Source organism: Saccharopolyspora sp. 6M (assembly GCF_020176775.1).
GTDB classification, from domain to species: Bacteria; Actinomycetota; Actinomycetes; order Mycobacteriales; family Pseudonocardiaceae; genus Saccharopolyspora_C; species Saccharopolyspora_C gregorii.
Map to the genome: position 1 here is coordinate 39,479 of NZ_JAIUJZ010000014.1, position 19,256 is coordinate 58,734.

At 71.9% G+C, this 19,256-nt stretch carries 20 protein-coding genes; 9 read left to right on the top strand and 11 right to left on the bottom strand.

What is annotated here, in order from left to right; all coding sequences use genetic code 11:
* Positions 1-53 precede the first annotated feature (53 nt).
* On the top strand, positions 54-656 hold the full coding sequence (locus LCD31_RS02755; RefSeq protein WP_224955824.1) for a bifunctional 2-polyprenyl-6-hydroxyphenol methylase/3-demethylubiquinol 3-O-methyltransferase UbiG: 603 nt from the start codon (positions 54-56) through the stop codon (positions 654-656).
* Positions 657-772: 116 nt separating this feature from the next.
* Complete coding sequence (locus LCD31_RS02760) at positions 773-1,189, top strand: SCO4225 family membrane protein (RefSeq protein WP_224955825.1); 417 nt, start codon at positions 773-775, stop codon at positions 1,187-1,189.
* 194 nt (positions 1,190-1,383) lie between these two features.
* Here the strand turns inward: LCD31_RS02760 and LCD31_RS02765 are convergent, their stop codons facing one another.
* Positions 1,384-3,327, bottom strand: coding sequence for a hypothetical protein (locus tag LCD31_RS02765; protein ID WP_224955826.1), 1,944 nt, complete (start codon positions 3,325-3,327; stop codon positions 1,384-1,386).
* A 135-nt stretch (positions 3,328-3,462) separates the two neighbouring features.
* On the bottom strand, positions 3,463-4,371 hold the full coding sequence (locus LCD31_RS02770; protein ID WP_224955827.1) for a LysR family transcriptional regulator: 909 nt from the start codon (positions 4,369-4,371) through the stop codon (positions 3,463-3,465).
* 72 nt (positions 4,372-4,443) lie between these two features.
* On the opposite strand from LCD31_RS02770, the gene hisD (LCD31_RS02775) reads away from it, so the two are divergent.
* Genes hisD (LCD31_RS02775) through LCD31_RS02785 form a run of 3 tightly spaced genes read left to right on the top strand, consistent with a single transcriptional unit; the run spans position 4,444 to position 7,759 of the window.
* A complete protein-coding gene (gene hisD, locus LCD31_RS02775; RefSeq protein WP_224955828.1) occupies positions 4,444-5,772 on the top strand; it encodes a histidinol dehydrogenase in 1,329 nt (442 codons plus the stop codon).
* On the top strand, positions 5,773-6,957 hold the full coding sequence (locus LCD31_RS02780) for an ester cyclase (protein WP_224955829.1): 1,185 nt from the start codon (positions 5,773-5,775) through the stop codon (positions 6,955-6,957).
* Between the two features lie 7 nt (positions 6,958-6,964).
* Positions 6,965-7,759 carry a nitrilase-related carbon-nitrogen hydrolase gene (locus tag LCD31_RS02785; protein ID WP_224955830.1) on the top strand — a complete coding sequence of 265 codons (795 nt, stop codon included), beginning with the start codon at positions 6,965-6,967 and terminating at the stop codon, positions 7,757-7,759.
* A 241-nt stretch (positions 7,760-8,000) separates the two neighbouring features.
* Here LCD31_RS02785 and LCD31_RS02790 read toward each other — a convergent pair whose 3' ends face one another.
* Together LCD31_RS02790 and LCD31_RS02795 are read right to left on the bottom strand one after the other, a co-directional pair.
* Positions 8,001-8,252, bottom strand: a complete 252-nt coding sequence (locus LCD31_RS02790; protein ID WP_224955831.1) for a zinc finger protein — start codon at positions 8,250-8,252, stop codon at positions 8,001-8,003.
* A complete protein-coding gene (locus LCD31_RS02795; RefSeq protein ID WP_224955832.1) occupies positions 8,249-8,641 on the bottom strand; it encodes a hypothetical protein in 393 nt (130 codons plus the stop codon). Before LCD31_RS02795 ends, LCD31_RS02790 begins: the two co-directional genes overlap by 4 nt.
* 192 nt (positions 8,642-8,833) lie before the next feature.
* On the opposite strand from LCD31_RS02795, the gene LCD31_RS02800 reads away from it, so the two are divergent.
* Genes LCD31_RS02800 through LCD31_RS02810 form a run of 3 tightly spaced genes read left to right on the top strand, consistent with a single transcriptional unit; the run spans position 8,834 to position 10,137 of the window.
* Positions 8,834-9,685 (top strand): helix-turn-helix transcriptional regulator, encoded by an 852-nt coding sequence (locus LCD31_RS02800; protein WP_224955833.1) that lies wholly within the window; start codon positions 8,834-8,836, stop codon positions 9,683-9,685.
* A complete protein-coding gene (locus LCD31_RS02805) occupies positions 9,682-9,882 on the top strand; it encodes a DUF397 domain-containing protein (RefSeq protein WP_224955834.1) in 201 nt (66 codons plus the stop codon). The genes LCD31_RS02800 and LCD31_RS02805 overlap by 4 nt, the downstream gene beginning before the upstream one ends.
* Positions 9,883-9,939: 57 nt before the next feature.
* Positions 9,940-10,137 (top strand): DUF397 domain-containing protein, encoded by a 198-nt coding sequence (locus tag LCD31_RS02810; protein ID WP_224955835.1) that lies wholly within the window; start codon positions 9,940-9,942, stop codon positions 10,135-10,137.
* A 60-nt stretch (positions 10,138-10,197) separates the two neighbouring features.
* On the opposite strand, the gene LCD31_RS02815 is transcribed toward LCD31_RS02810, so the two are convergent.
* Genes LCD31_RS02815 through LCD31_RS02835 form a run of 5 tightly spaced genes read right to left on the bottom strand, consistent with a single transcriptional unit; the run spans position 10,198 to position 14,804 of the window.
* Positions 10,198-10,914 carry an HpcH/HpaI aldolase/citrate lyase family protein gene (locus tag LCD31_RS02815; protein WP_224955836.1) on the bottom strand — a complete coding sequence of 239 codons (717 nt, stop codon included), beginning with the start codon at positions 10,912-10,914 and terminating at the stop codon, positions 10,198-10,200.
* Positions 10,911-11,678, bottom strand: coding sequence for an SDR family NAD(P)-dependent oxidoreductase (locus tag LCD31_RS02820; RefSeq protein ID WP_224955837.1), 768 nt, complete (start codon positions 11,676-11,678; stop codon positions 10,911-10,913). The genes LCD31_RS02815 and LCD31_RS02820 overlap by 4 nt, the downstream gene beginning before the upstream one ends.
* Positions 11,665-12,963 carry a histidinol dehydrogenase gene (gene hisD, locus LCD31_RS02825; protein WP_224955897.1) on the bottom strand — a complete coding sequence of 433 codons (1,299 nt, stop codon included), beginning with the start codon at positions 12,961-12,963 and terminating at the stop codon, positions 11,665-11,667. The genes LCD31_RS02820 and hisD (LCD31_RS02825) overlap by 14 nt, the downstream gene beginning before the upstream one ends.
* A complete protein-coding gene (locus LCD31_RS02830; protein ID WP_224955838.1) occupies positions 12,866-13,678 on the bottom strand; it encodes an alpha/beta fold hydrolase in 813 nt (270 codons plus the stop codon). The genes hisD (LCD31_RS02825) and LCD31_RS02830 overlap by 98 nt, the downstream gene beginning before the upstream one ends.
* Entirely contained in the window at positions 13,671-14,804 is a 1,134-nt protein-coding gene (locus LCD31_RS02835) for a cupin domain-containing protein (protein ID WP_224955839.1), read from the bottom strand. Before LCD31_RS02835 ends, LCD31_RS02830 begins: the two co-directional genes overlap by 8 nt.
* A gap of 145 nt (positions 14,805-14,949) precedes the next feature.
* On the opposite strand from LCD31_RS02835, the gene LCD31_RS02840 reads away from it, so the two are divergent.
* Positions 14,950-15,945 (top strand): LacI family DNA-binding transcriptional regulator, encoded by a 996-nt coding sequence (locus LCD31_RS02840; protein WP_224955840.1) that lies wholly within the window; start codon positions 14,950-14,952, stop codon positions 15,943-15,945.
* A gap of 51 nt (positions 15,946-15,996) precedes the next feature.
* Here LCD31_RS02840 and LCD31_RS02845 read toward each other — a convergent pair whose 3' ends face one another.
* Entirely contained in the window at positions 15,997-17,376 is a 1,380-nt protein-coding gene (locus LCD31_RS02845; protein WP_224955841.1) for an MFS transporter, read from the bottom strand.
* A gap of 221 nt (positions 17,377-17,597) precedes the next feature.
* Entirely contained in the window at positions 17,598-19,247 is a 1,650-nt protein-coding gene (locus LCD31_RS02850) for an alpha-amylase family glycosyl hydrolase (RefSeq protein WP_224955842.1), read from the bottom strand.
* Positions 19,248-19,256 lie beyond the last annotated feature (9 nt).

Genomic DNA, 19,256 nt, shown 5'->3' on the forward strand with positions numbered 1-19,256 from the left:
GCTGCCTCGGGTGCGGATCGAGCTTCGCATCCCGGGCGCGGCAGGATGGGGGCATGGTCGAGCAGAGTCTCTGGATGCAGAAGGTCGCCGCGGACCCCGGGCACTCGGACTGGTACGTCGAGCGGATGCGCGGGCTCGCCCGGGCGGGTGACGACCTGGCGGGCGAAGCCAGGCTGGTGGACGCGATGGTGCCGCGCGGCGCGCGCGTCCTCGACGCGGGCTGCGGGCCGGGCCGGGTCGGAGCCGCGCTGGCGGCCGCCGGGCACCGGGTCGTCGGCGTCGACGTGGATCCGACGTTGATCGCGGCCGCCGAGCAGGACCACCCGGGACCGCGCTGGCTCGTCGCGGACCTCGCCGAGCTGGACCTGCCCGCGCGGGGGATCGACGAACCGTTCGACGCGATCGTGTGCGCCGGGAACGTGCTGGCGTTCCTCGCCCCCGCCACCCGCCGCGAGGTGCTGCGGCGCTTCCGCGCGCACCTGGCCCCGGAGGGCCGGGTGGCCGCCGGGTTCGGCGCTGGCCGCGGCTACGGGTTCGACGAGTTCTTCGCCGACGTGGCCGCCGCGGGCCTGGAGGTGGACCTGGCGCTGTCCACTTGGGACGTGCGACCGTTCACGTCCGACTCCGAGTTCGTGGTGGCGCTGCTGCGCCGCTGACCGGGTTCGGCCGAACGCCGGGGCCGGATGGGTAGAACTGCTCATGCGGACGGGGCCGCCACGCCGGGATAGTGAAGATCGAAGCACTTGATCGACTTCTCTGGGAGGCTCACCCCATGCACGGCCCACGGCGCACCCCGGCCACCGCAGCCCTCCACCGGTACCTGTTCAACCCGGCGGGGCTGGGCTACTTGGCGCTGGTCGCGGTGGTGTGGGCGTGGATCGCGCTGGACGTGCTGCTGTTCGACCACACCGGCAACAGCCTGGTCGGCATGTGGGGATTCCTGGTCACCGCGCCGACTTCGCTGGTGTTCGTGCAGTTGTCCGGCCCGGCGCTGTGGGGTGGTGTGCTGCTGGCCGCCGTGCTGCAGGCCCTGCTGCTCGGCGTCACCTACGCCGGGGTCCCGGCGAAGCGGACCCGCTCCCGCAAGCGCCGCACCGGAACCACCGGGAAGAACACCCCGAAGCGCCGCCCCGCGACCGCCAGGCGGACTTCCCCCCCCCGCGCCCGCGCCGCCCCCGGAACCCGCTAGTCCGCTGTGGACTGTAGGCTGCCGGGTCGGGTCGTGTTCCGCTTCGGCGACGGGCGAGGGCTGCACCGATGGCCATTCGTTCGTGGTCCGCAGCACCGAGGGACCGGGCCCGCTCGGAACGTCCGCGAGCCAGCACGCCGGCCCCACGTCGTCGCCGTTCGCCTGCCGCCCGGAGCGGTTCGGAACCGCGCGTTTCACCCCTCGTTCAGGTCGAGAGCCAGCTGCTCGGGGAAGTCCGGCAAGCCGTGCGGATTCTCCAGATCGCGGATGAACCCCTCGTCTCCCTCGAACTCGATCAGCGGCCGGAAGTGGTCGCGGACCTTCGCGGGGATGTCGTTGTCGACGATGATGAGCTGCACGTTCTCGAATCGGCCACCGGAATGCCTCCGGCGTTCCTCGAAGTAGTCGCTGATCCTGGTGTACATCCGCGTGACCAGGTCCTGATCGGGATCGTTCCGCCCCATGTTCTTCTGCGGTGAGTCCAGGACCAGCAGAGTGGGGAGTTGGGACCGCATCGGATCTTCCAAGGCGTGCATCAGCAACGCCAGGCTGTAGGCGACGGACACCGCGGTGCGCGAGCCGCCGCCCCGTTGGCCGAAGTCCTGCTCGTCGACCATCGGCAGCAGCGTCTCCGGGTGCAGCCGGGCGCGTCCGGTGGACCAGGGCAGGTCGAACGCGTCCACGATGCGGCGGAACAGGTCGTCGATGTGCTGAAGGACGTCCTCCGGCTTGGTCAGCTCCGCCTCGGCCCGGTCGAGTTCGTCGCAGGTCAGCTCATGCTCGTGTTCGAGCTCCTCGATCTCGCGCTGCCGTCGCACGAGCCGTTCGTGCGGTTCCCGAATCCGCTCCAGCACCGTGATCCGCGCGCGCAGGGATTCCAGTTCCGCGGTGGCCGCGGCGATCGCGTCGACGTGCGGGGCGACCGAGTCGGACGTGTCCCCGTCGAACGCCGTTCGGGCATCCGCGTGCTGCTGCCGGGCGCGGTCGACCGCGGCGCGAGCTCGATCTAGCTCCTGCTGGTGCTCGGCGAGCGGTCCGGCGACCCGCTGCCGCCGCTGCCGCAGCCGTTGTGCTTCCGCTGCTCGCGCCGCGTCCGGGAGCGGTTCGGTGCACAGGCTGCACCGTCCCGGGGGAACCACGCGCGAGCTGAGATCCCCGCCGCAGGCGGTGCACGTGTCGTAGCGCAGCAGTGGCAGCGCCCGGCCGTGCTCGTCCGGAACGGTGGGGTCCTTCGCCAGCTCTGCCAGGGAAGCGTCCAGGTGAGCGAGTTCGCGGCGCGTCGCGTCGCGCTGCCGCAGCGCGCGGTCCAGGTCGTCCTCGCTGGACGACAGCCGCTCCCGCGCCTGCTCCAACCGCTTCCGCAAGTGGTCGGCGAACCTGGTGGCGGCTCGGCCTTGCTCGCGCAGCTCGCGGAGCCGCCGCGCGGCCCGCGCCGCACCGTCCCGGAGTCGGGCCAGGTCGGCGTCGAGCGCCACGGACTCGGTCGCCGGTGACTCGTCGAGGAAGGCCCGGATCCGCGCGACGTCCCGCCGACGGCTCTCGGCCAGGTTGTGCAGCTCGCTCGCGCGGGTGCGCAGCCGTTCCGATCTCTCGCTGGTCAACCCCAGCAGCAGTGCGGCGACGACGCGCCGAGCCGCGTCCTCGGATCGCGGGCGGATGATGAACCGTTCGCTGTCGTCCTGCCGGATGTGCAGGTACGGAAGCAGATCGTGGGCGAAGGAGAGCCGCCTGTCCCTGGCGAGCCGCACGGACGCGAAGGCGTCGTCGAGCCCCAGCCGGGCGAGCAGCCAGTCCGACAACTCCTGCTGGTCGCCTTGCCGCCGGATCGGCAGGGACGTGATCGGGCTTCCCTCCGGGGTTCGCACGTCGACGGTGTTCGGCTTGCGCCGGGATCGGTGCAGGACGACGTCCTCGTCGCCGATCCGCACCCGGGCCCGGACCGAGACCAGCCGTGCGTCCACCGCGCCCCGGAACTGCACCTCGCGGCCGAAGACGAAGTCGATGCAGTCGACCAGCGAAGTCTTCCCGCGGTCGATTGGGCCGACGATCGCGACCAGCCGTCCCGACAGGTCGTAGGGCTCCTGCCAGCCCCGGCCGTCCTCGACCGCGAGCGACTCGATCCGCAACGTCGCGCCCATCCGGTTCCTCCCGCCTCGTGCCGGATCCGGTCTGCACCATGGCGCCGGACCGGCGGGGGACGGGAGTGGAACGCCTGGCGTTCACCCCGTCGCGCAGGCAAGATCACCCGGGAAGATCATCGGAGTACCGCGCCGTCAGCCGCGGGGGTTCGGGCGTTGCAGGAGCATCTTCTGGGCGAGGCGGGCGAGTTCGCGGGTGGCGGGGGAGAGGGTGGCGCCCTGCCTGCGCACCAGCGCCACCGTGTCGTGCAGCGGTTCGCGGAAGCCGGTGGTGTGCAGGGCGCGCGGGAACCCGGCCCCGCCTGCGACGGCGCCGGCGACGATGGTGTCCCCTATGCCGCGTTCGACCAGCGCCAGCGCGGATTCGACGTGCTCGACCTCGATCCGCGGTTCCAGCTTCACCCCGGCGAGCTGGGCGCGGTCGGCGAGCTGGCGGCGGGTCGGGTCGGTCCAGCCGTAGTGCGCGTCGTAGAGGATCAGGCTGGCGCGCGCGACGTCCTCGATGCCCACTGGTTCCGCGGCGCGCGCCGGATCGGCGGTGACGTAGCGGACCTCGTCGCGCAGCAGCGGCGTCACCTCCAGGCCCTCGTCGTCGATGGGCAGCACCACCAGTCCGGCCTCCACCGTGCCCGCGGCGACGGCGGCGGCGACCTCCACCGAGTTCAGGCCGATCAGCCGGATCCGCACGTCGGGGTGGTCGTCGTGGAACCGCTGCGCCAGGTCGGACAGCAGGTAGTAGCCGGCGTTGCGCAGCAGGCCGAAGGTGGCGACGCCGCCGTGCAGCGAGCTCACCGAGCGCAGCGCCTGCGCGCCCTCGTCGGCGGCGACGGCGGCCCGCTCCGCGTGCGGTAGCAGCGCCTCGCCCGCCGCGGTGAGCACCAGGCGGCGCGCGCCCCGGGTGAACAACCGGGTGGCGTGCTCGTCCTCCAGCTTGCGGATCAGCTCCGACACCGAGGCCTGCGCGATGCCCATGGTGGCCGCGGCGGTGGTGAACGAGCCGGTCCTGGCGGCGAGCAGGAACGCCCGCAACTGCTTCAATGTCACAGGGAAACCCTATGCCAAGCGCAGGGAATTCTCACCTTGTCCTGTGCTTCGCGCGTTCGTAGGGTTCGCGCCATGCGCTTCGCACCTTCCCTGCTCACAGAGCTCGGCGGCTCCTGCCGCCTCCTCAAGGCCCCCGCGCACGACGGTCCCGCGGCCCAACGCGAACCGGCGGTGGTACAGCGGGTCTCCGAGATGCTCGCCGCGATCGAACGCGACGGGATGGACGCCGTGCTGCGCTATGCCCGCGAACTCGACGGCTGGACCGCCGCCGACGTGGAGCTCGACGCCGCCGCCATCGCGAGCAGCGGGGACCGGCTCACCCCGGCCCACCGGGAGGCGCTGGAGCTCGGTGCCGAGCGGACCGCCGCGTTCGCCCGCGCGCAGCGCGACCACCTGCGGGACTTCGAGACCGAACTCGCCCCCGGCCTGATCACCGGGCACCGGTACGTGCCGGTGCAGCGCGTCGGCGCCTACCTGCCTGCCGGGCGCTTCCCGCTCACCGCGGGCGCGTTCATGACCGTCGGCGTGCCCAAGGTCGCCGGCGTCGAGACCGTGCTCGCCTGCACGCCGCCCGGGCGCGACGGCACCTCGGACCCGGCGGTGCTCTACTCCGCGCACCTGGCGGGCGCCGACCGCGTGTACGTGCTCGGCGGGGTGCAGGCGCTGGCCGCGATGGCGTTCGGGCTGCTCGGCGAACGCCCGGTGGACGTGCTGGTCGGCGCGGGCAACGCGTTCGTCGCCGAGGCGAAGCGGCAGCTGTTCGGCACCGTCGGCATCGACCTGCTCGCCGGGCCCTCCGAGGTGGCGGTGCTCGCCGACGACATCGCCGACGCGGAACTGGTCGCCGCGGACCTGCTCGGCCAGGCCGAGCACGGGGTGAACTCGCCCGCCGCGCTGATCACCACCTCCGAACGGCTCGGCCGGGAGGTCATCGCCGAGGTGGAGCGGCAGCTCGCCACCCTGTCCACCGCCGAGATCGCCGGGCCCGCCTGGCGCGACCACGGCTCGGTGACCTGGGCCGCGGACGCGGGGACCGCCGTGGCGCTGATGGACGACCTCGCGCCCGAGCACCTCGAAGTGATCACCGCCGACGACGCGCACTACCACCGGGAACTGCGCAACTACGGCTCGATCTTCCTCGGCCCGTGGAGCACCGTCGCCTACTCGGACAAGGGCATGGCGGGCACCAACCACGTGCTGCCCACGGCGGGCGGGGCCAAGCACAGCGCGGGACTCTCGGTGTCGAGGTTCCTCAAGCCGCTGACGTACCAGCGCGTCGCCGCGGAGGCGACCCCGATGCTGGCCGACGCCGTGGACGTGATCTCCGAGTACGAGCGGATGGCCGCGCACCGCGCCACCGCCACGATCCGCACCGATCGCTACGAGAAGGGAAAGCGCTAGATGAGCGGCAAGTCCGACGAGCAGAACCCGAAGGCCGCCCCGCAGCGGGAGGACCGGCGCGGAGCTCCCGAGGGCACCATGCACCCGCCCGCGCGGACCATGCCGACCGACCACGCCATCCGCGTGGACTCCGGGCACGGCGCCGACGAGCCGCTGCGCGTGCCGGGGGAGCGCAGGCAGCCGATGCGCGGGTTCGAGGACACCTACACCGACATCGTCGACTACATCGTGCGGATCACCCACCGCATCTGGGAGGACCAGGACGTCGGCTACATCTACGACACCTACAGCCCCGGCTGCCGGTTGCACGGCGACAACGGCTACTCCTACGGCGTGGAGCAGCTCGTCGACGGCACCATGCAGTCGATCAACGCGTTCCCGGACTGCAGGCACTACGCCGACGACGTGATCTGGGCGGGCGACGAGGACCAGGGCTTCGTCACCTCGCACCGCGCCATCAACATCGGCCACCACACCGGGCCGTGGCGCTGGGGCCCGCCGACCGGGCGCAAGCTCGACACGTGGGTGATGGCGAACTGCGTGGTGCGGAAGAACGAGATCTACGAGGAGTGGGTCCTCTACAACACGGCCGCCAAGCTGCAGCAGCTCGGCGTGAACGTCGTCGAAGCGGCCCGCACCTACGGCAACGAGGGCGGCATCGCCCCGCTCACCGCGCGCCAGTTCAGCGAGCCACAGCGGCTCGTCGGCGGCCGCAAACCGGAGGCGCTGCCGCTGCCCTCCGACGGCTTCGACGTGGAGCGGACGGTGCGGGCGCTGTTCCACAACGTCTACAACCGGCGCGACCTGAGCATGTTCGACCGGGTGTACGCGGACGCGGTGCGCTGGCACGGCACCACGAACCGCACCGGGAGCAACCGCTCCGACGTGCGCGGCATGGCGCGGGCGCTGCTGGCGACCTTCCCGGACCTCGGGGTCGCGGTGGACGAGGTGTACTGGATGGGCAACGAGGCCGACGGCTTCAGCGTCTCCGTCCGCTGGTCGGGCGTGGGCACGCACCGCGGCTACGGTCTCTACGGCGCCCCGACCGGCCGCCGGGCCCAGCTGTGGGGGATGTCCCAGCTGTACTTCTCCGGCGGGCGCATCGTGGAGGAGTGGTCGCTGTTCAACGAGTTCGACGTGCTCGCGCAGCTGCTGGCGGACGTGCCGCCCGCCGAGCTCGGATGAGCCGCCCGTGACCCGGGTGCACTGCGCCCAGCCGGCCCCGCGCGTGGCCGACCTGCCGAACAACCGCGAGTTGTCGGTGTCGGCCGTGCGCGGGGCCGCCGCGCGCGGGGCCGACGTGATCGTGCTGCCGGAACTGGTGACGTCCGGCTACCGGCTGAGCTCGGTGGCCGAAGCGGCGTCGGTGGCGCTCACCCCCGACGACCCGCTGTTCGCGGAATGGGGCCGCGCGGCCCCGGAATCGGTGGTGGTGGGCGGGTTCTGCGAACGCGGCGCGGGCGGGCGGCTGCACAACAGCGCGGCGGTGCTCGACCGCGGGGAGCTCGTCGCCGTGTACCGCAAGACCCACCTGTGGGACGAGGAGAAGCTGCTGTTCACCCCCGGTTCGGCGGCACCGCCGGTGCTGGACACCAGCCGGGGCCGCATCGGCGTGCTGATCTGCTACGACCTCGAATTCCCCGAGCTGACGCGGAAACTCGCGCTGGCGGGCGCGGACCTGCTGGCGGTGCCGACGAACTGGCCGCTGGTCCCGCGCCCGGCGGGGGAGCGGCCCCCGGAGGTCGTCATCGCGATGGCGGCGGCCCGGGTCAACGGCCTCGCCATCGCCTGTTGCGACCGGAGCGGAACCGAACGCGGCACCCGCTGGACCGAGGGCTCCGCCGTCATCGACCACGAGGGCTGGGTGCGCGCCGAAGCCGACGAGTCCGGCTGCGCGGTGGCCGACCTCGACCTCACGGCCTCCCGCACCAAGCGGCGCACCGCGCACGCCGACCTGCTCACCGACCGCAGGCCCGAGTTGTACTGAGGTCGCATCCGCAGGCGCGCACCGCGATCCGGACGGGGCGTTGTCCGTCCCGGCCGGGTCTCATCCCGACGCACCCCCGGGAACGGCGGGGAGGGCCGTTCGACCGGGAGGCGCCAGGCCCGACCGGGTCCCGCGCACTCGGTGCGCACGGGAGGTGCGCGGGAACCCGGCCGAGCTCCCGGCCCGCGCCTGGTCGGGGACAGGCATCGCGGGCGGGGTTCGGGAAGTCGTGGTCAGCCGTTCATCGCTGATCGGTGTTCGCGTCGCGCGCGGCCGTCCGCTCGTCCTGCTCCGCGCGGAGAATTCCGTTGCAGGACGGGCACGTCGGTGCCGTGCACCAATCCGTCTCCGACAACTCCTGGGACAGCGCGCAGGTCACCCCGCACACCGAGACGTCCTCGGCCTGACCTTCGTAGCGCCTGGCGCGGAACGCGTGGCGCACCCCGTCGCCGGCCGGGCGCCAGAAGCGCAGCCCGCGGGATCCCGCGCTCATGCGGCGATCCGTCCGAGGCCCAGGCAGGCCAACCGCTGCCTCCCGTGCCGACCGCGCTTCCGCACCGGGGAGTCCGGATCCGCCGTCGGCCACACCACCGGTTCCGGCAGCACGCCCGAGCCCACGATTCCGTCCACGGGCGCGATCGGATCAGGCCGACAGGCGAACAATCCCGCCGCGCGCGGCACCGCCACCTCCACCCGCAGCGCGCACACCGGGCACACCTCCCGGTCAGCGACGCCCTGCGGGCACGCCGTCCGCCGGAGGAACACCGGCCCGTACACCCAGGCCCCGCACACCGAGGGCAGCGCGCCCCCGCCGTCCCGGCGCACCACGTGCCACCGCGTATCGACCGGACCCCACGAAGCAGCCCACACCCGCACCACCATCACCGATCACCTCCCAAAGTCGAATCAGAACTTCACGCCAGCACCAGCGGGTCGACGTCGACGTGAGCTTGAGCCGTCATGCGCCACCTTGGCGGTGCCAGGTGACAGAACGCTGGCACCAATGGCACCACGGCGGCAATGCCCTGAATGGGGGGCGCCTGAGCTGGGGTGCACCCGTTCTATGCTTGGTGCATGGCTGGCACCAGTGGCACGCCCAAGGCGAAGGCTCTTGGCTCACGACTTCGTGACGCGCGCAAGACTGCGGGTTTCACGGTCCGCGGCCTCGCTGAACAGCTCGGGTTGTCGCACAGCGCGATATCGCGCTGGGAAACAGGCGCGCGTTCGCCGCAACCAGAGGATGTGGCGTCGATTCTTGCCGCTACCGGTATCGGTGGTTCCGAGCGTTCCGAATTGCTGGAAATGGCGCGCGGTACCGATGCTGCTCAGTGGTTGTCCGTTCACAGCGGTGACCGAGAGCGTCAGTTGGCGGCCTTGCTTGATTTCGAGCGCGCGGCGAGTCACATCACGGACGTGGCTCCATTGTTGATTCCCGGCCTGCTCCAGACGTCGGATTACGCGCGCGCAATCATGGTCGCGGCCAGCGTACCGCCTGCCGAGATCGAGACTCGTGTTCTGGTGCGAGTTGGCCGCCGCGAAGCGTTGATGCGCCGAAATCCTGCCAGCCTGCTCGCTTTGATCGGCGAAGCCGCGATCCGTCAACTGATCGGTGGTGAGCAAGTTGTTGCTGACCAGCTTCGCCATCTTGTGGACTTCGGTGCCAGGCCGAACGTGACCATCCAGGTCATACCTGCGGCTTCTGGATGGTCGCCAGCGCTGGAGGGTCCATTTCTCTTGATCGACCTGCCGAACGAGCGGCCGATCGTTCACCTGGAGAACCGCCGATCCGCCCTGTTCTTCCACGAAGCCGAAGATGTCGATGCCTACGTGAGCGCCGTGGAAACGGTGCGACAAGCGGCGATGAGCCCGGAGCGGTCAAAGCGTCTCATTCTGGACGTGATCGGGGAAATGGAGAAGTCTGTATGAATGAAAATTCTGGATCTTGCGGATGGCGCAAATCGAGCTACAGCAGTGCGCAGACGAATTGCGTTGAAGTGGGTTGGATCGCTGATGGCGTCGCCGTGCGTGACACTAAAAATCGAACGGCTGGCCATCTGGTTCTCGACTCTTTGCAATGGTCGTTGTTTATCTTATCGATCAAGTCGAGCAGCTATGGCGGATAAGCTCCTCCGAGGGTGATCTCCTGGCAGGGATGGGCGTTCGCAGACGAGGAGCGGGACATGAGCACACCAGCAGAGTGGCGGAAGTCGAGCCGCAGCGGTCAGGCGAACAACTGCGTAGAGGTGGCTACCAACGTGCCTGGTGGCGCTTTGGTGCGGGACAGCAAGCTGGGCGATGCCTCGCCGGTGCTGGAGACGACTCCCACGGCGATGGTCGCTTTCCTGTCGGCGATCAGGTCAGGTCGTTTCGACGGCTAGCAGCACGGCGCGGAACCCCGGAAAGCCCTGTGCTCTCCGGGGTTTCGCGCGTTCGCGGGCTCACAGCTCGCGGAAGGTGTTCAGCAGGATGTGGGCGAGGTTGTAGACGACGAAGTCGGCGTCCTCGGCCGCGCCCGCCTCGGCGCTGGAGACGATGCTCATCACCGCCGCCCCGGCCGCCCTGGCCTGCCGGTGCACCTCGGCCTTCGCCCGGTGCACGGCGGCGTCCCCGGGCGGAACTCCGAGCGACACCGCGAGATCCGCCGGTCCTACCCACACGCCGTCGACCCCGTCCACCGCGGCGATCTCGGCCGCGTTCTCCACGCCGGGACCGGTCTCCACCATCGCGATCACCAGCACGTCCTGCGCGGCCGCCAGGTGCTCCGCCGCCGAAACGGCGCCGAACCGGCCCGCCCGGCTGTAGGTCGCGAACCCGCGATCACCGCGCGGCGGGTAGTGCGCCGAGCGCACCACTTCTTCCGCCTCCCGCGCGGATTCCACGTGCGGCACCACGATTCCCTCGGCACCGAGGTCGAGGATCCGCAGCACCTGGTTCGGATCGGCCCGCCCGACGCGCACCAGCACCGGGAGGCCGTGCGCCTGCGCGAGCGCGAGGTGCTGCTGCAACGCCACCAGGTCGTCCGGCCCGTGCTCGCAGTCCACGAGCACGTAGTCCAGCTCGGCGACGCCGGACAGCTCCACCAGCATCTCGGCGGGCAGCCGCAGGATTCCGCCGCGCAGGCGCTCGCCCGCGCGCAACCTCGACTTCAGCTTCACCGGCCCACCATCCCCGCCGAGAGGTCCACGTCCGCGGCGCACAGCCCCGGCATCCGCAGCATCGCCACCAGCGCCGCGCCCACCTCGTCCTCGGTGACCATCCGGCCGAGCGCGGCGCGCGAGACGAACTCCGCCTCGGCCTGCTCGACCGTGGTCCCGGTCCGCTCGGCCTCCAGCCGGAAGTTGCGCGCCATCCGCGGCCCGTCCACCGGTCCGGGCGACAGCGAGTTCACCGCCACCCCGAGCGGCCCGACCTCGGCCGCCAGCGTGGTGGTCAACCCGAGCACCGCCATCTTCGAGGCGCAGTACGGAGTTCTGCGGGCCAGCGGCCGCTTCCCGGACACCGAGGCCACGTTGACGACGTCCCCGGCCCCGCGCGCGGTCATCGCGGGCAGGAACGCGCGGCACACCAGGTAGGTGCCGCGCACGTTCGCGGCGAACACCTCGTCCCACTCGGCCGGTTCGATCTCGGTGAGCGGGGCGACCGGACCGGCGATCCCGGCGTTGTTCACCAGGATCGAGACCTCCTCGTCGGCGAGCAGTTCCGCCAGGGCCGCCACCGAATCCGGGTCGGCGACGTCGCAGGTCTCCGCCCGGCCCGCTCCCGGCAGCCCGGACACGGTCTCCGCCAGCGACTCGCGGGTGCGGCCGACCGCGATCACCCGGGCGCCCTCCGCGGACAACGCCCGGCACATCGCCCGGCCCAGCCCGTTGCCGCCGCCGGTGACCAGCGCGGTGCGGCCCGCCAGCTCAGGCGCGGGCATGGTCGGCCCACTCCGGCTTCGCGTCGCCGAACTTCGCGGCCCGCACGTCGCCGGAGCGGGCGTGGCCCTCGAACAGCTCGACGCGGGCCGCGCGCCCGCACACCTCGCCGAGCCGCGCGCTCGCCGCCGGATCGGTCACCTCCTGGTAGGTCACCGTCTTCAGGTACTTCCCGACCCACAGGCCGCCGGTGTAGCGGGCGGCGCCCTTGGTGGGCAGCACGTGGTTGGTGCCGATCACCTTGTCGCCGTAGGACACGCAGGTGCCCTCCCCGAGGAACAGCGCCCCGTAGTCGCGCATCCGCTCCAGCGCGAGCCGCGGCCGCTCGGTCAGCACCTCGACGTGCTCGGCGGCGTAGGTGTCGGCGAGCGCGAAGGCCTCGTCGATCGAGTCGACCACCACGACCTCGCCGTGGTCGCGCCAGGCGGGACCGGCGAAGTCCGCGGTCGGCATCCCCGGCAGCAGTGCCTCCACGTGCCCGAGCACCTCGACGGCCAGCTCCCGCGACGTGGTGATCAGCACGGCGGGGGAGTCCGGCCCGTGCTCGGCCTGCGAGAGCAGGTCCACCGCCACCACGAACGGATCGGCGTGCTCGTCGGCGATGACCAGGATCTCCGTCGGCCCGGCGAACAGGTCGATGCCGACCTCGCCGAACAGCTGCCGCTTCGCCTCCGCCACGTAGGCGTTGCCCGGCCCGGCCAGCAGGTCCACCGAGCTCACCGATGCGGTGCCGGTGGCCATCGCCGCCACCGCCTGCACCCCGCCGAGCAGGTGGATCTCGTCCGCGCCCGCCAGGTGCATCGCGGCGACCGTCGCGGCCGGGACCTCGCCGCGGATCGGCGGCGTGCAGGCGACGACGCGCGGCACCCCGGCGACCTTCGCGGTCACGATCGTCATGTGCGCGGAGGCGGTCAGCGGGTAGCGCCCGCCGGGCACGTACGCGCCGACCGCGCCGACCGGCACGTGCCGGTGGCCCAGCCGCACGCCGGGCAGCGTCTCCACCTCGATGTCGTGCAGCGATTCCCGCTGGTGGCGGGCGAAACCGCGCACCTGCTCCTGCACGAACCGGATGTCGTCGAGCACCTGCTCGGGCACGGTCGCGACGATCCGCTCGACCTCCTCGGGGGCGAGGCGGAACGACTCCGGGCTCCAGCCGTCGAAGCGCTCCGAGTACTCGCGCACCGCGGCGTCACCGCGGGTGCGGACGTCCTCGATGATCGCGCGGACCCGATCCCGCAAGGCGGAGTCGTCGGTGGCCGCCTGCTTCGGCGCCGGCTGCTTCAGCACTTCGGGCAACGTCGTTCTCCTCGCTCGTGGCTCGGCACCGCCGCAGCAGCCGGTTCAGCAGCTCGGCGGTGACCTCGGGGGCTTCGATCGGCAGCAGGTGCCCCGCCCCGGGCACCTCGTGCAGTTCGGCGTCGGGCAGCCGCGCGGCGATCGCGCGGTGGAACTCCGGCGGGCACAGCGCATCGGCGGAACCGCACGCCACCAGCGCCGGAGCGGTGATGGCGGGCAGCACCTCGTGCGCGTCGGCGCGGGTGGCCTGCGCGGCGAGCTGGGTGAGGAACCGGCGCGGCCCGACCCGCGCGGCCATCTCGCGGAACGCGCGGGCGAACTCCGGTGGTGGCGGCTCCGCGAACATCGCGGGCAGGATCTCCTCGACCACCGCCGGGAAATCACCCGCCTGCGTGCGCTGCGCCTGCCGCCACCACGCCTGGTGCTGCTCCGGCCGGGGGGCCGCCGCGTTGGTGGCCAGCGCGGCGAACCCGGCGATCCGCTCCGGCGCCAGCCGCGCCACCTCGAACCCGACGATCGCGCCCAGGCTCAGGCCCGCCAGCACGAACGGACCGTCCACAGCGGACAACACCTGCTCGGCCATGCCGGTGATGCTCGACGCCTCCGGTGCCGGGTGCAGCACCGGTGCGTCCACTTCGGACTCGATCGCGGACCACAGCCCGGCGTCGCAGAGCATGCCGGGCAGCAGCACCACCTGCTCAGCCACGGGACCGCGGCACCAGCGCGTACGGGGCCACGTAACCGTTGTGGTCGATCGAGTACCCGGCGTCCGCGGCGGCCTTGACGACCTCCTCGTCCCAGTCCAGGCGCACCCGCCCGTCCCCGGAATTGATCACGACCAGCTTGCCGGAGTCCTCGCCGACGTTGCGGATGCCGCGCCACGCGCCCGGCGGGACCGACAACATGTCCCACTCGCCGAGCTCCACCACGACCGGCTCGTGGTCGTTGACGGTGACCTCCCAGCGGCCTTCCTTGACCATGAGCACCTGCGTCTCCTCGATGCGGTGCCCGGGCACGCCGGCGCCCGGTTCCGCGCGCAGCCACGCGATGTTGTGGCCGTGCGGGTTGTGGATCCGCGGCTCCTGGTCGAGGTCCTCGGTCATGCCGAAGCCGACCACCAGCGCCAGCTCCGCGCCGCCGCCGGTGACGTGCGAGCCGAGGAACGGCGTGGAGCACCACTCCAGGTCCTCCTGCGTCACCACGCGGCGCCGCATCTTCTCGACGGAGAAGGAGCGCAGCCGCGCGATGTCGGACTCCGCCATCGGGCGCACCAGCTCCACGTCCTCCGGCGGCTCGTCCCCGGCGACCGTGTCGATGAGCCTGCCGTCCTCGGTGAGGTGCAGGCCGTACCCGGCGGCGTCCCGCAGCACGGTCGGGCCCCAGATGATGCCGCCGGTGTCGTCGTGGCCCAGCGAGGTGAACAGCCAGCCGTCGTCCGGGCCGATGTTGGTGAAGCCGCGGAAGATCCAGGTGGGGATGGAGGCGATGTCGCCCTCCCGCAGCACCAGCTCGCCCTCGTTCCCGTCGGCGCCCCAGCGCAGCAGGAACTCGCCGCGGAAGCACAGGAACACCTCGGCGGTGAAGTGCAGGTGCAGGTTGTTCGTGACGTCGTGCGGCATCGCGGCCGCGCCGATGTTGTAGCCGTGCGGCTCCCGGAGGTTGATGACCTGCTCGGAGTTCTGCGACACCCCCGGCCCGATCATCGCGTAGTTCTCCTTGCGCTCCGATCCGGGCGTGCGGCAGTCGATGAACGCCTGGTCGCACGACACGAAATCGGTGCGCCGGATGGTCCTGCGCGCGATCTCCGCTTCGTTCACCCGTACCTGCTGCATCCGTGCACCTCCGCGGTTGTGACTACGTATGCATTAGAGCACCGGGCCCGGTGGTGGTCAATGGTCCGCGGTGCGGTCCCGCGTGCTGGATCCATCCGGATCTCGCGGGGAGGGCCCGGCTAGAATCCGTATACCGGGAGGTCGAATGTCGATCACGAGTCATGACGTCGCGAGGTTCGCCGGGGTGTCCCAGGCGACCGTCTCGCGCGCGCTGCGCGGCGACCCGCGGGTGTCGGTGGCGACGCGGGAACGCGTCCGGCACGCGGCGGACGCGCTCAACTACGTGCCGAGCGCGGCCGGACGCAGCCTCTCCACGCACACCACCCGCCGGATCGGCGTGCTGGTCAGCGACCTGGCCAACCCGTTCTACCCGTACCTCGTCGGCCCGCTGCACGACGAGCTGGAGCAGCGCGGCTACCGGATGATGCTGCTGACCGAGCGCTCCGACGAAGCGCTCGCCGCCGAGCAGCTGCTCGACCACTCCATCGACGGCGCCGTGCTCACCACCGCCACCAGCGGTTCCGGGCTGCCGGACGCGTTGCGGCGCAAGCAGGTGCCGTTCGTGTTCCTCAACCGCGTCGGCGGACGCGACGGCGACTCGGCGGTCGTAGACAACGAGCTCGGCGGCAGGCTCGTCGCCGACGAGCTCGCCGCGCTCGGGCACACCCGCGTCGCCCTGCTCGGCGGCGTCACCGCCACCAGCACCGGACGCGAGCGCGAGCAGGGCTTCGTCGCCGGGCTCGCCGACGCGGGCATCGCGCTGCCCGCGAGCAGGATCCGGCGCGGTCCCTACGACTTCGACACCGGCTACCACGGGCTCCCCGAACTGCTGGCCGCCGACCCGGATCTCACCGCCGTGTTCTGCGGCAACGACGTGGTGGCGATCGGTGCGTACAACGCGGCGCTGCGCGCAGGCCTGCGCATCCCCGAGGACCTCACGCTGATCGGCTTCGACGACCTGCCGATGGCGTCCTGGGAGGCGTTCGCACTCACCACCGTCCGCTACGACCTGCCCAAGATGGCGCGCGCCGCGGCCCGCCTGCTCGTCGAACGCCTCACCGGGGACGTGCGCGAAACCGCCCGTCAGGTCGCCTTCCAGCCGGAACTGGTGCGCCGGGGCACCCACGCCCCTCCCGGGTGACCGAACGGGGGGCCGGACGGCGCGGGGGGGCCGCGCACCATCGGGTTCCGGTCAGGCGAACTTGTTCGCGCTGAGCTCCGAGCGGTAGGTCTCCTTCATGAACACCGTGATCACGACCAGTGCCAGCACGGCGGCCACCGCCAAGTACGCCCAGACCGCGTAGATCGTGCCGAACCGGTTCACCAGCAGCGCCGCGACGAACGGCGTCACGCCCATGAACACCGAGAACGAGCTGTTGTAGGCGATGGCGCTCGCGCTGAACCGGGTGCGGGTGGCGAACAGCTCCGCCGAACAGGTCGTCACGATCCCGGTCAGGAAGAACTCCGGGATGATGTAGACGAGCTGGCTGCCGACAGCCGCGCCGAAACCGCCCAGCTCGCCGATCGCGAAGGCCAGTGGCACCAGCGCGATGCAGCAGACCGCGCCGCTGATCAGCATCGGCTTGCGGCCGATCCGGTCGGACAGCTTCCCGGCCAGCGGCAGCAGCGGCATCAGCACCGCCACCGAGATCAGGTTCGACAGCAGCGCCTGCGAACGGCTCAGCCCGAGTTCGCTGACCAGGTACTCCGGGTAGTAGGTCACCCAGGTGTAGGACAGGATCGCCAGCATGATCGAGGCGCCGCAGAACACCAGGATCGCCTGCCACTGCTCACGGAGCGCCTCGCGGACCGGGGACCGCACGATGTCGGTGCCGCCGTTGGTCTCGCGCATGAACTCCGGGGTCTCCTCGATGCGGCTGCGCAGCCACAGGCCGACCAGCGACAGCGGCAGCACCGCGAGGAACGGGAGCCGCCAGCCCCACGACTCCAGCTGCGGCTGCTCGAACAGGGTGCTGACCAGCGCGGCGACGCCGGCGCCGCAGAGGATGCCGAGGAAGCAGCTGTTCGAGGCGTAAGAGGTGTAGTAGGCGCGCTGGTTCGGCTTCGCCCACTCCACGATGAACGCGACGGCGCCCACGTACTCGCCGCCGGAGATCATGCCCTGGAAGGTCCGGATCACCACGAGCAGCAGCGGGGCCAGGAAGCCCACCTGCTGGTAGGTCGGCAGCGCGCCGATCAGCGCGGTGGACACGCCCATCATGATGATCGTCCACAGCAGCGCCTTCTTGCGCCCGACCCGGTCGCCCCAGCGGCCGACGAGCGTGCCGCCGAGCGGGCGGAACACGCAGGCCACGGCGAGCACCGCGTAGGTGCTCAGCACCGCGCCCGCGCCGCCGCCACCGGGGAAGAACGACGAGGCCAGCATCGGGGCCATGTAGCCGTAGAGCCCGTAGTCGAACTGCTCGACGAAGTTCCCGACTCCGCCGGCGTACACCGCGCGGCGGATCTGCTGCTTCGTCGCCCGCTCCGGTTCGGCGGTGGGAGCGGGTGCTCCCGGCGTTCCGATGGACATCGGCATCTCCCAGTGGTTCGCGCCCCGTTGCGCGGTCATGCATACGTATGAAGGTTGTCGGAGGCTAGCTCTCACCCCACGGGGCGTCAAGAATCGCGCGGTGCGGCAGGAGGTTCCGCGCGGCCGGTGCGCCGCGGCGGAGGGCAGCCTGAACCGGCCCACCGCCCGGCCGCAAGACCTCGGCCGACCCCGGCGCGGGGTGGTTCGCCGCACCGGCGGCCCGGTGGTCGACCCGGTCGCGCGGGCCGCCCACCCGCGGGTCAGCCCGCCAGGTCGAACACGCCGTAGCCGAACCCGGGCACCACGACCTCGTCACCGTCCACCCGGGCTCCGCCGTCCTCGACGATCCGCGCCCCGGCGAGCCGAGCGTCCGGCACGGCCGCCGCCGCGGGCTCCCGCCGCGGGTTCGTGGTGACCAGGAACCGGTCGCCGCGCAGGTAGGTCAGCGGATAGCCGTCCGCGAGCACCCGCACGTCCGCCCGCGTCCCCAGCTCCGGGTACCGCTTGCGCAGCGCCAGCAGCCGCCGCACCAGGTTCAGCAGCGAACCGGGATGGTCGCGCTGCCCCGCGACCGTCGGCCGCTGCGGATCCGGGTCGATCGGGAGGTACAGCTGCTCGGCGGGGGCGGTGGAGAACCCGGCGTTCGGGCCGCCGTCCCACTGCATCGGCGTCCGGTTGCGCTGCCGTCCGGCGCTGCCCTCGACCTCGGGGAGGCCGTCGACCATCCGCATGCCGATCTCCTCCCCGTAGTACAGCGCGGGGACGATCGGCCAGGTCAGCAGGAACGCGAACGCGGCGGGCAGCTCCTGCGGGGTCCGCACGCCGTCGTTGAGCCGGTTCGCGCTGTCGTGGTTGGCCGTCGGCAGCATGATCCGCCCGCGCCCGATCCGCTCGGTCGCCTCGGTCCACGCGTCGATGAACACCTTCGGGCTGCCCGTTCCCGCCGCGCCGAAGTACGGGTTCTCGTGCCACAGCGACTTCCACGGCGCGCCGTCGCCGGGGCCGTTGACCGGCAGGTAGAAGTCGGCGTCGAACCCGGCGGGCACCGAGGTCTCCGGATCACCCCACTCGGAGATGAGCACCGCGTCCGGGTGCCGCCGCGCCACCCGCGCCCGCAGGTCGCCCCACAGCCGGCCGGTCTCGACCCACCCCGGGTCGTCCTTGACCAGCGTGGCCGCGAGGTCGCAGCGGAATCCGGCGATGCCCAGCCGAAGCCAGTGATCCATCACCTGGAAGATCTCGTCGCGGTTGCGCCGCGGCCCGTCGGCGTCCACCGCCTGGCGCCACGGCTCGGCCGGGTCCGTCCGCGCGTAGCCGTAGTTGATCGCGGGCTGCGTGTCGTAGTAGTTCTTGCGGAACGCGCCCGCCCGCGGGCCGGGGGAGGCCACGAAGTCCTCCGGCAGCGAGCCGTCCTCCGGCAGCTGTTCCGGCGACGCCCAGATGTAGCGGTGGTCGGTGTCGTCGCGCAGCGAGCCGAGGAACCAGGGGTGCTGGTCCGAGGTGTGCCCCGCGACGAGGTCGAACAGCACCCGCATGCCGCGCCGCCGCGCTTCCTCCACCAGCAGCACCACGTCCTGCTCGTCGCCGTAGCGCGGGTGCACACCGGTGTAGTCGGCGATGTCGTACCCGGCGTCGGTGAGCGGTGACGGGAACACCGGGTTCACCCAGATCGCGTCGACGCCGAGCCATTCCAGGTGGTCGAGGTGCGCCACGATCCCGCGGAGGTCGCCGACGCCCGATCCGTCGCCGTCCGCGAAGCTCTGCGGGTACAGCTGGTACAGCACGGACTCCGCCAGCCACGGCGGAGTCCCGGTGGTCCCACCCGCCGCCCGCGCCGCGGCGGGCGCGAACGCCGCTCCGGTCACCACGGCCCCGGCTCCGAGCACGAACGATCGCCTGCTGAACCTCATCAGGCACAC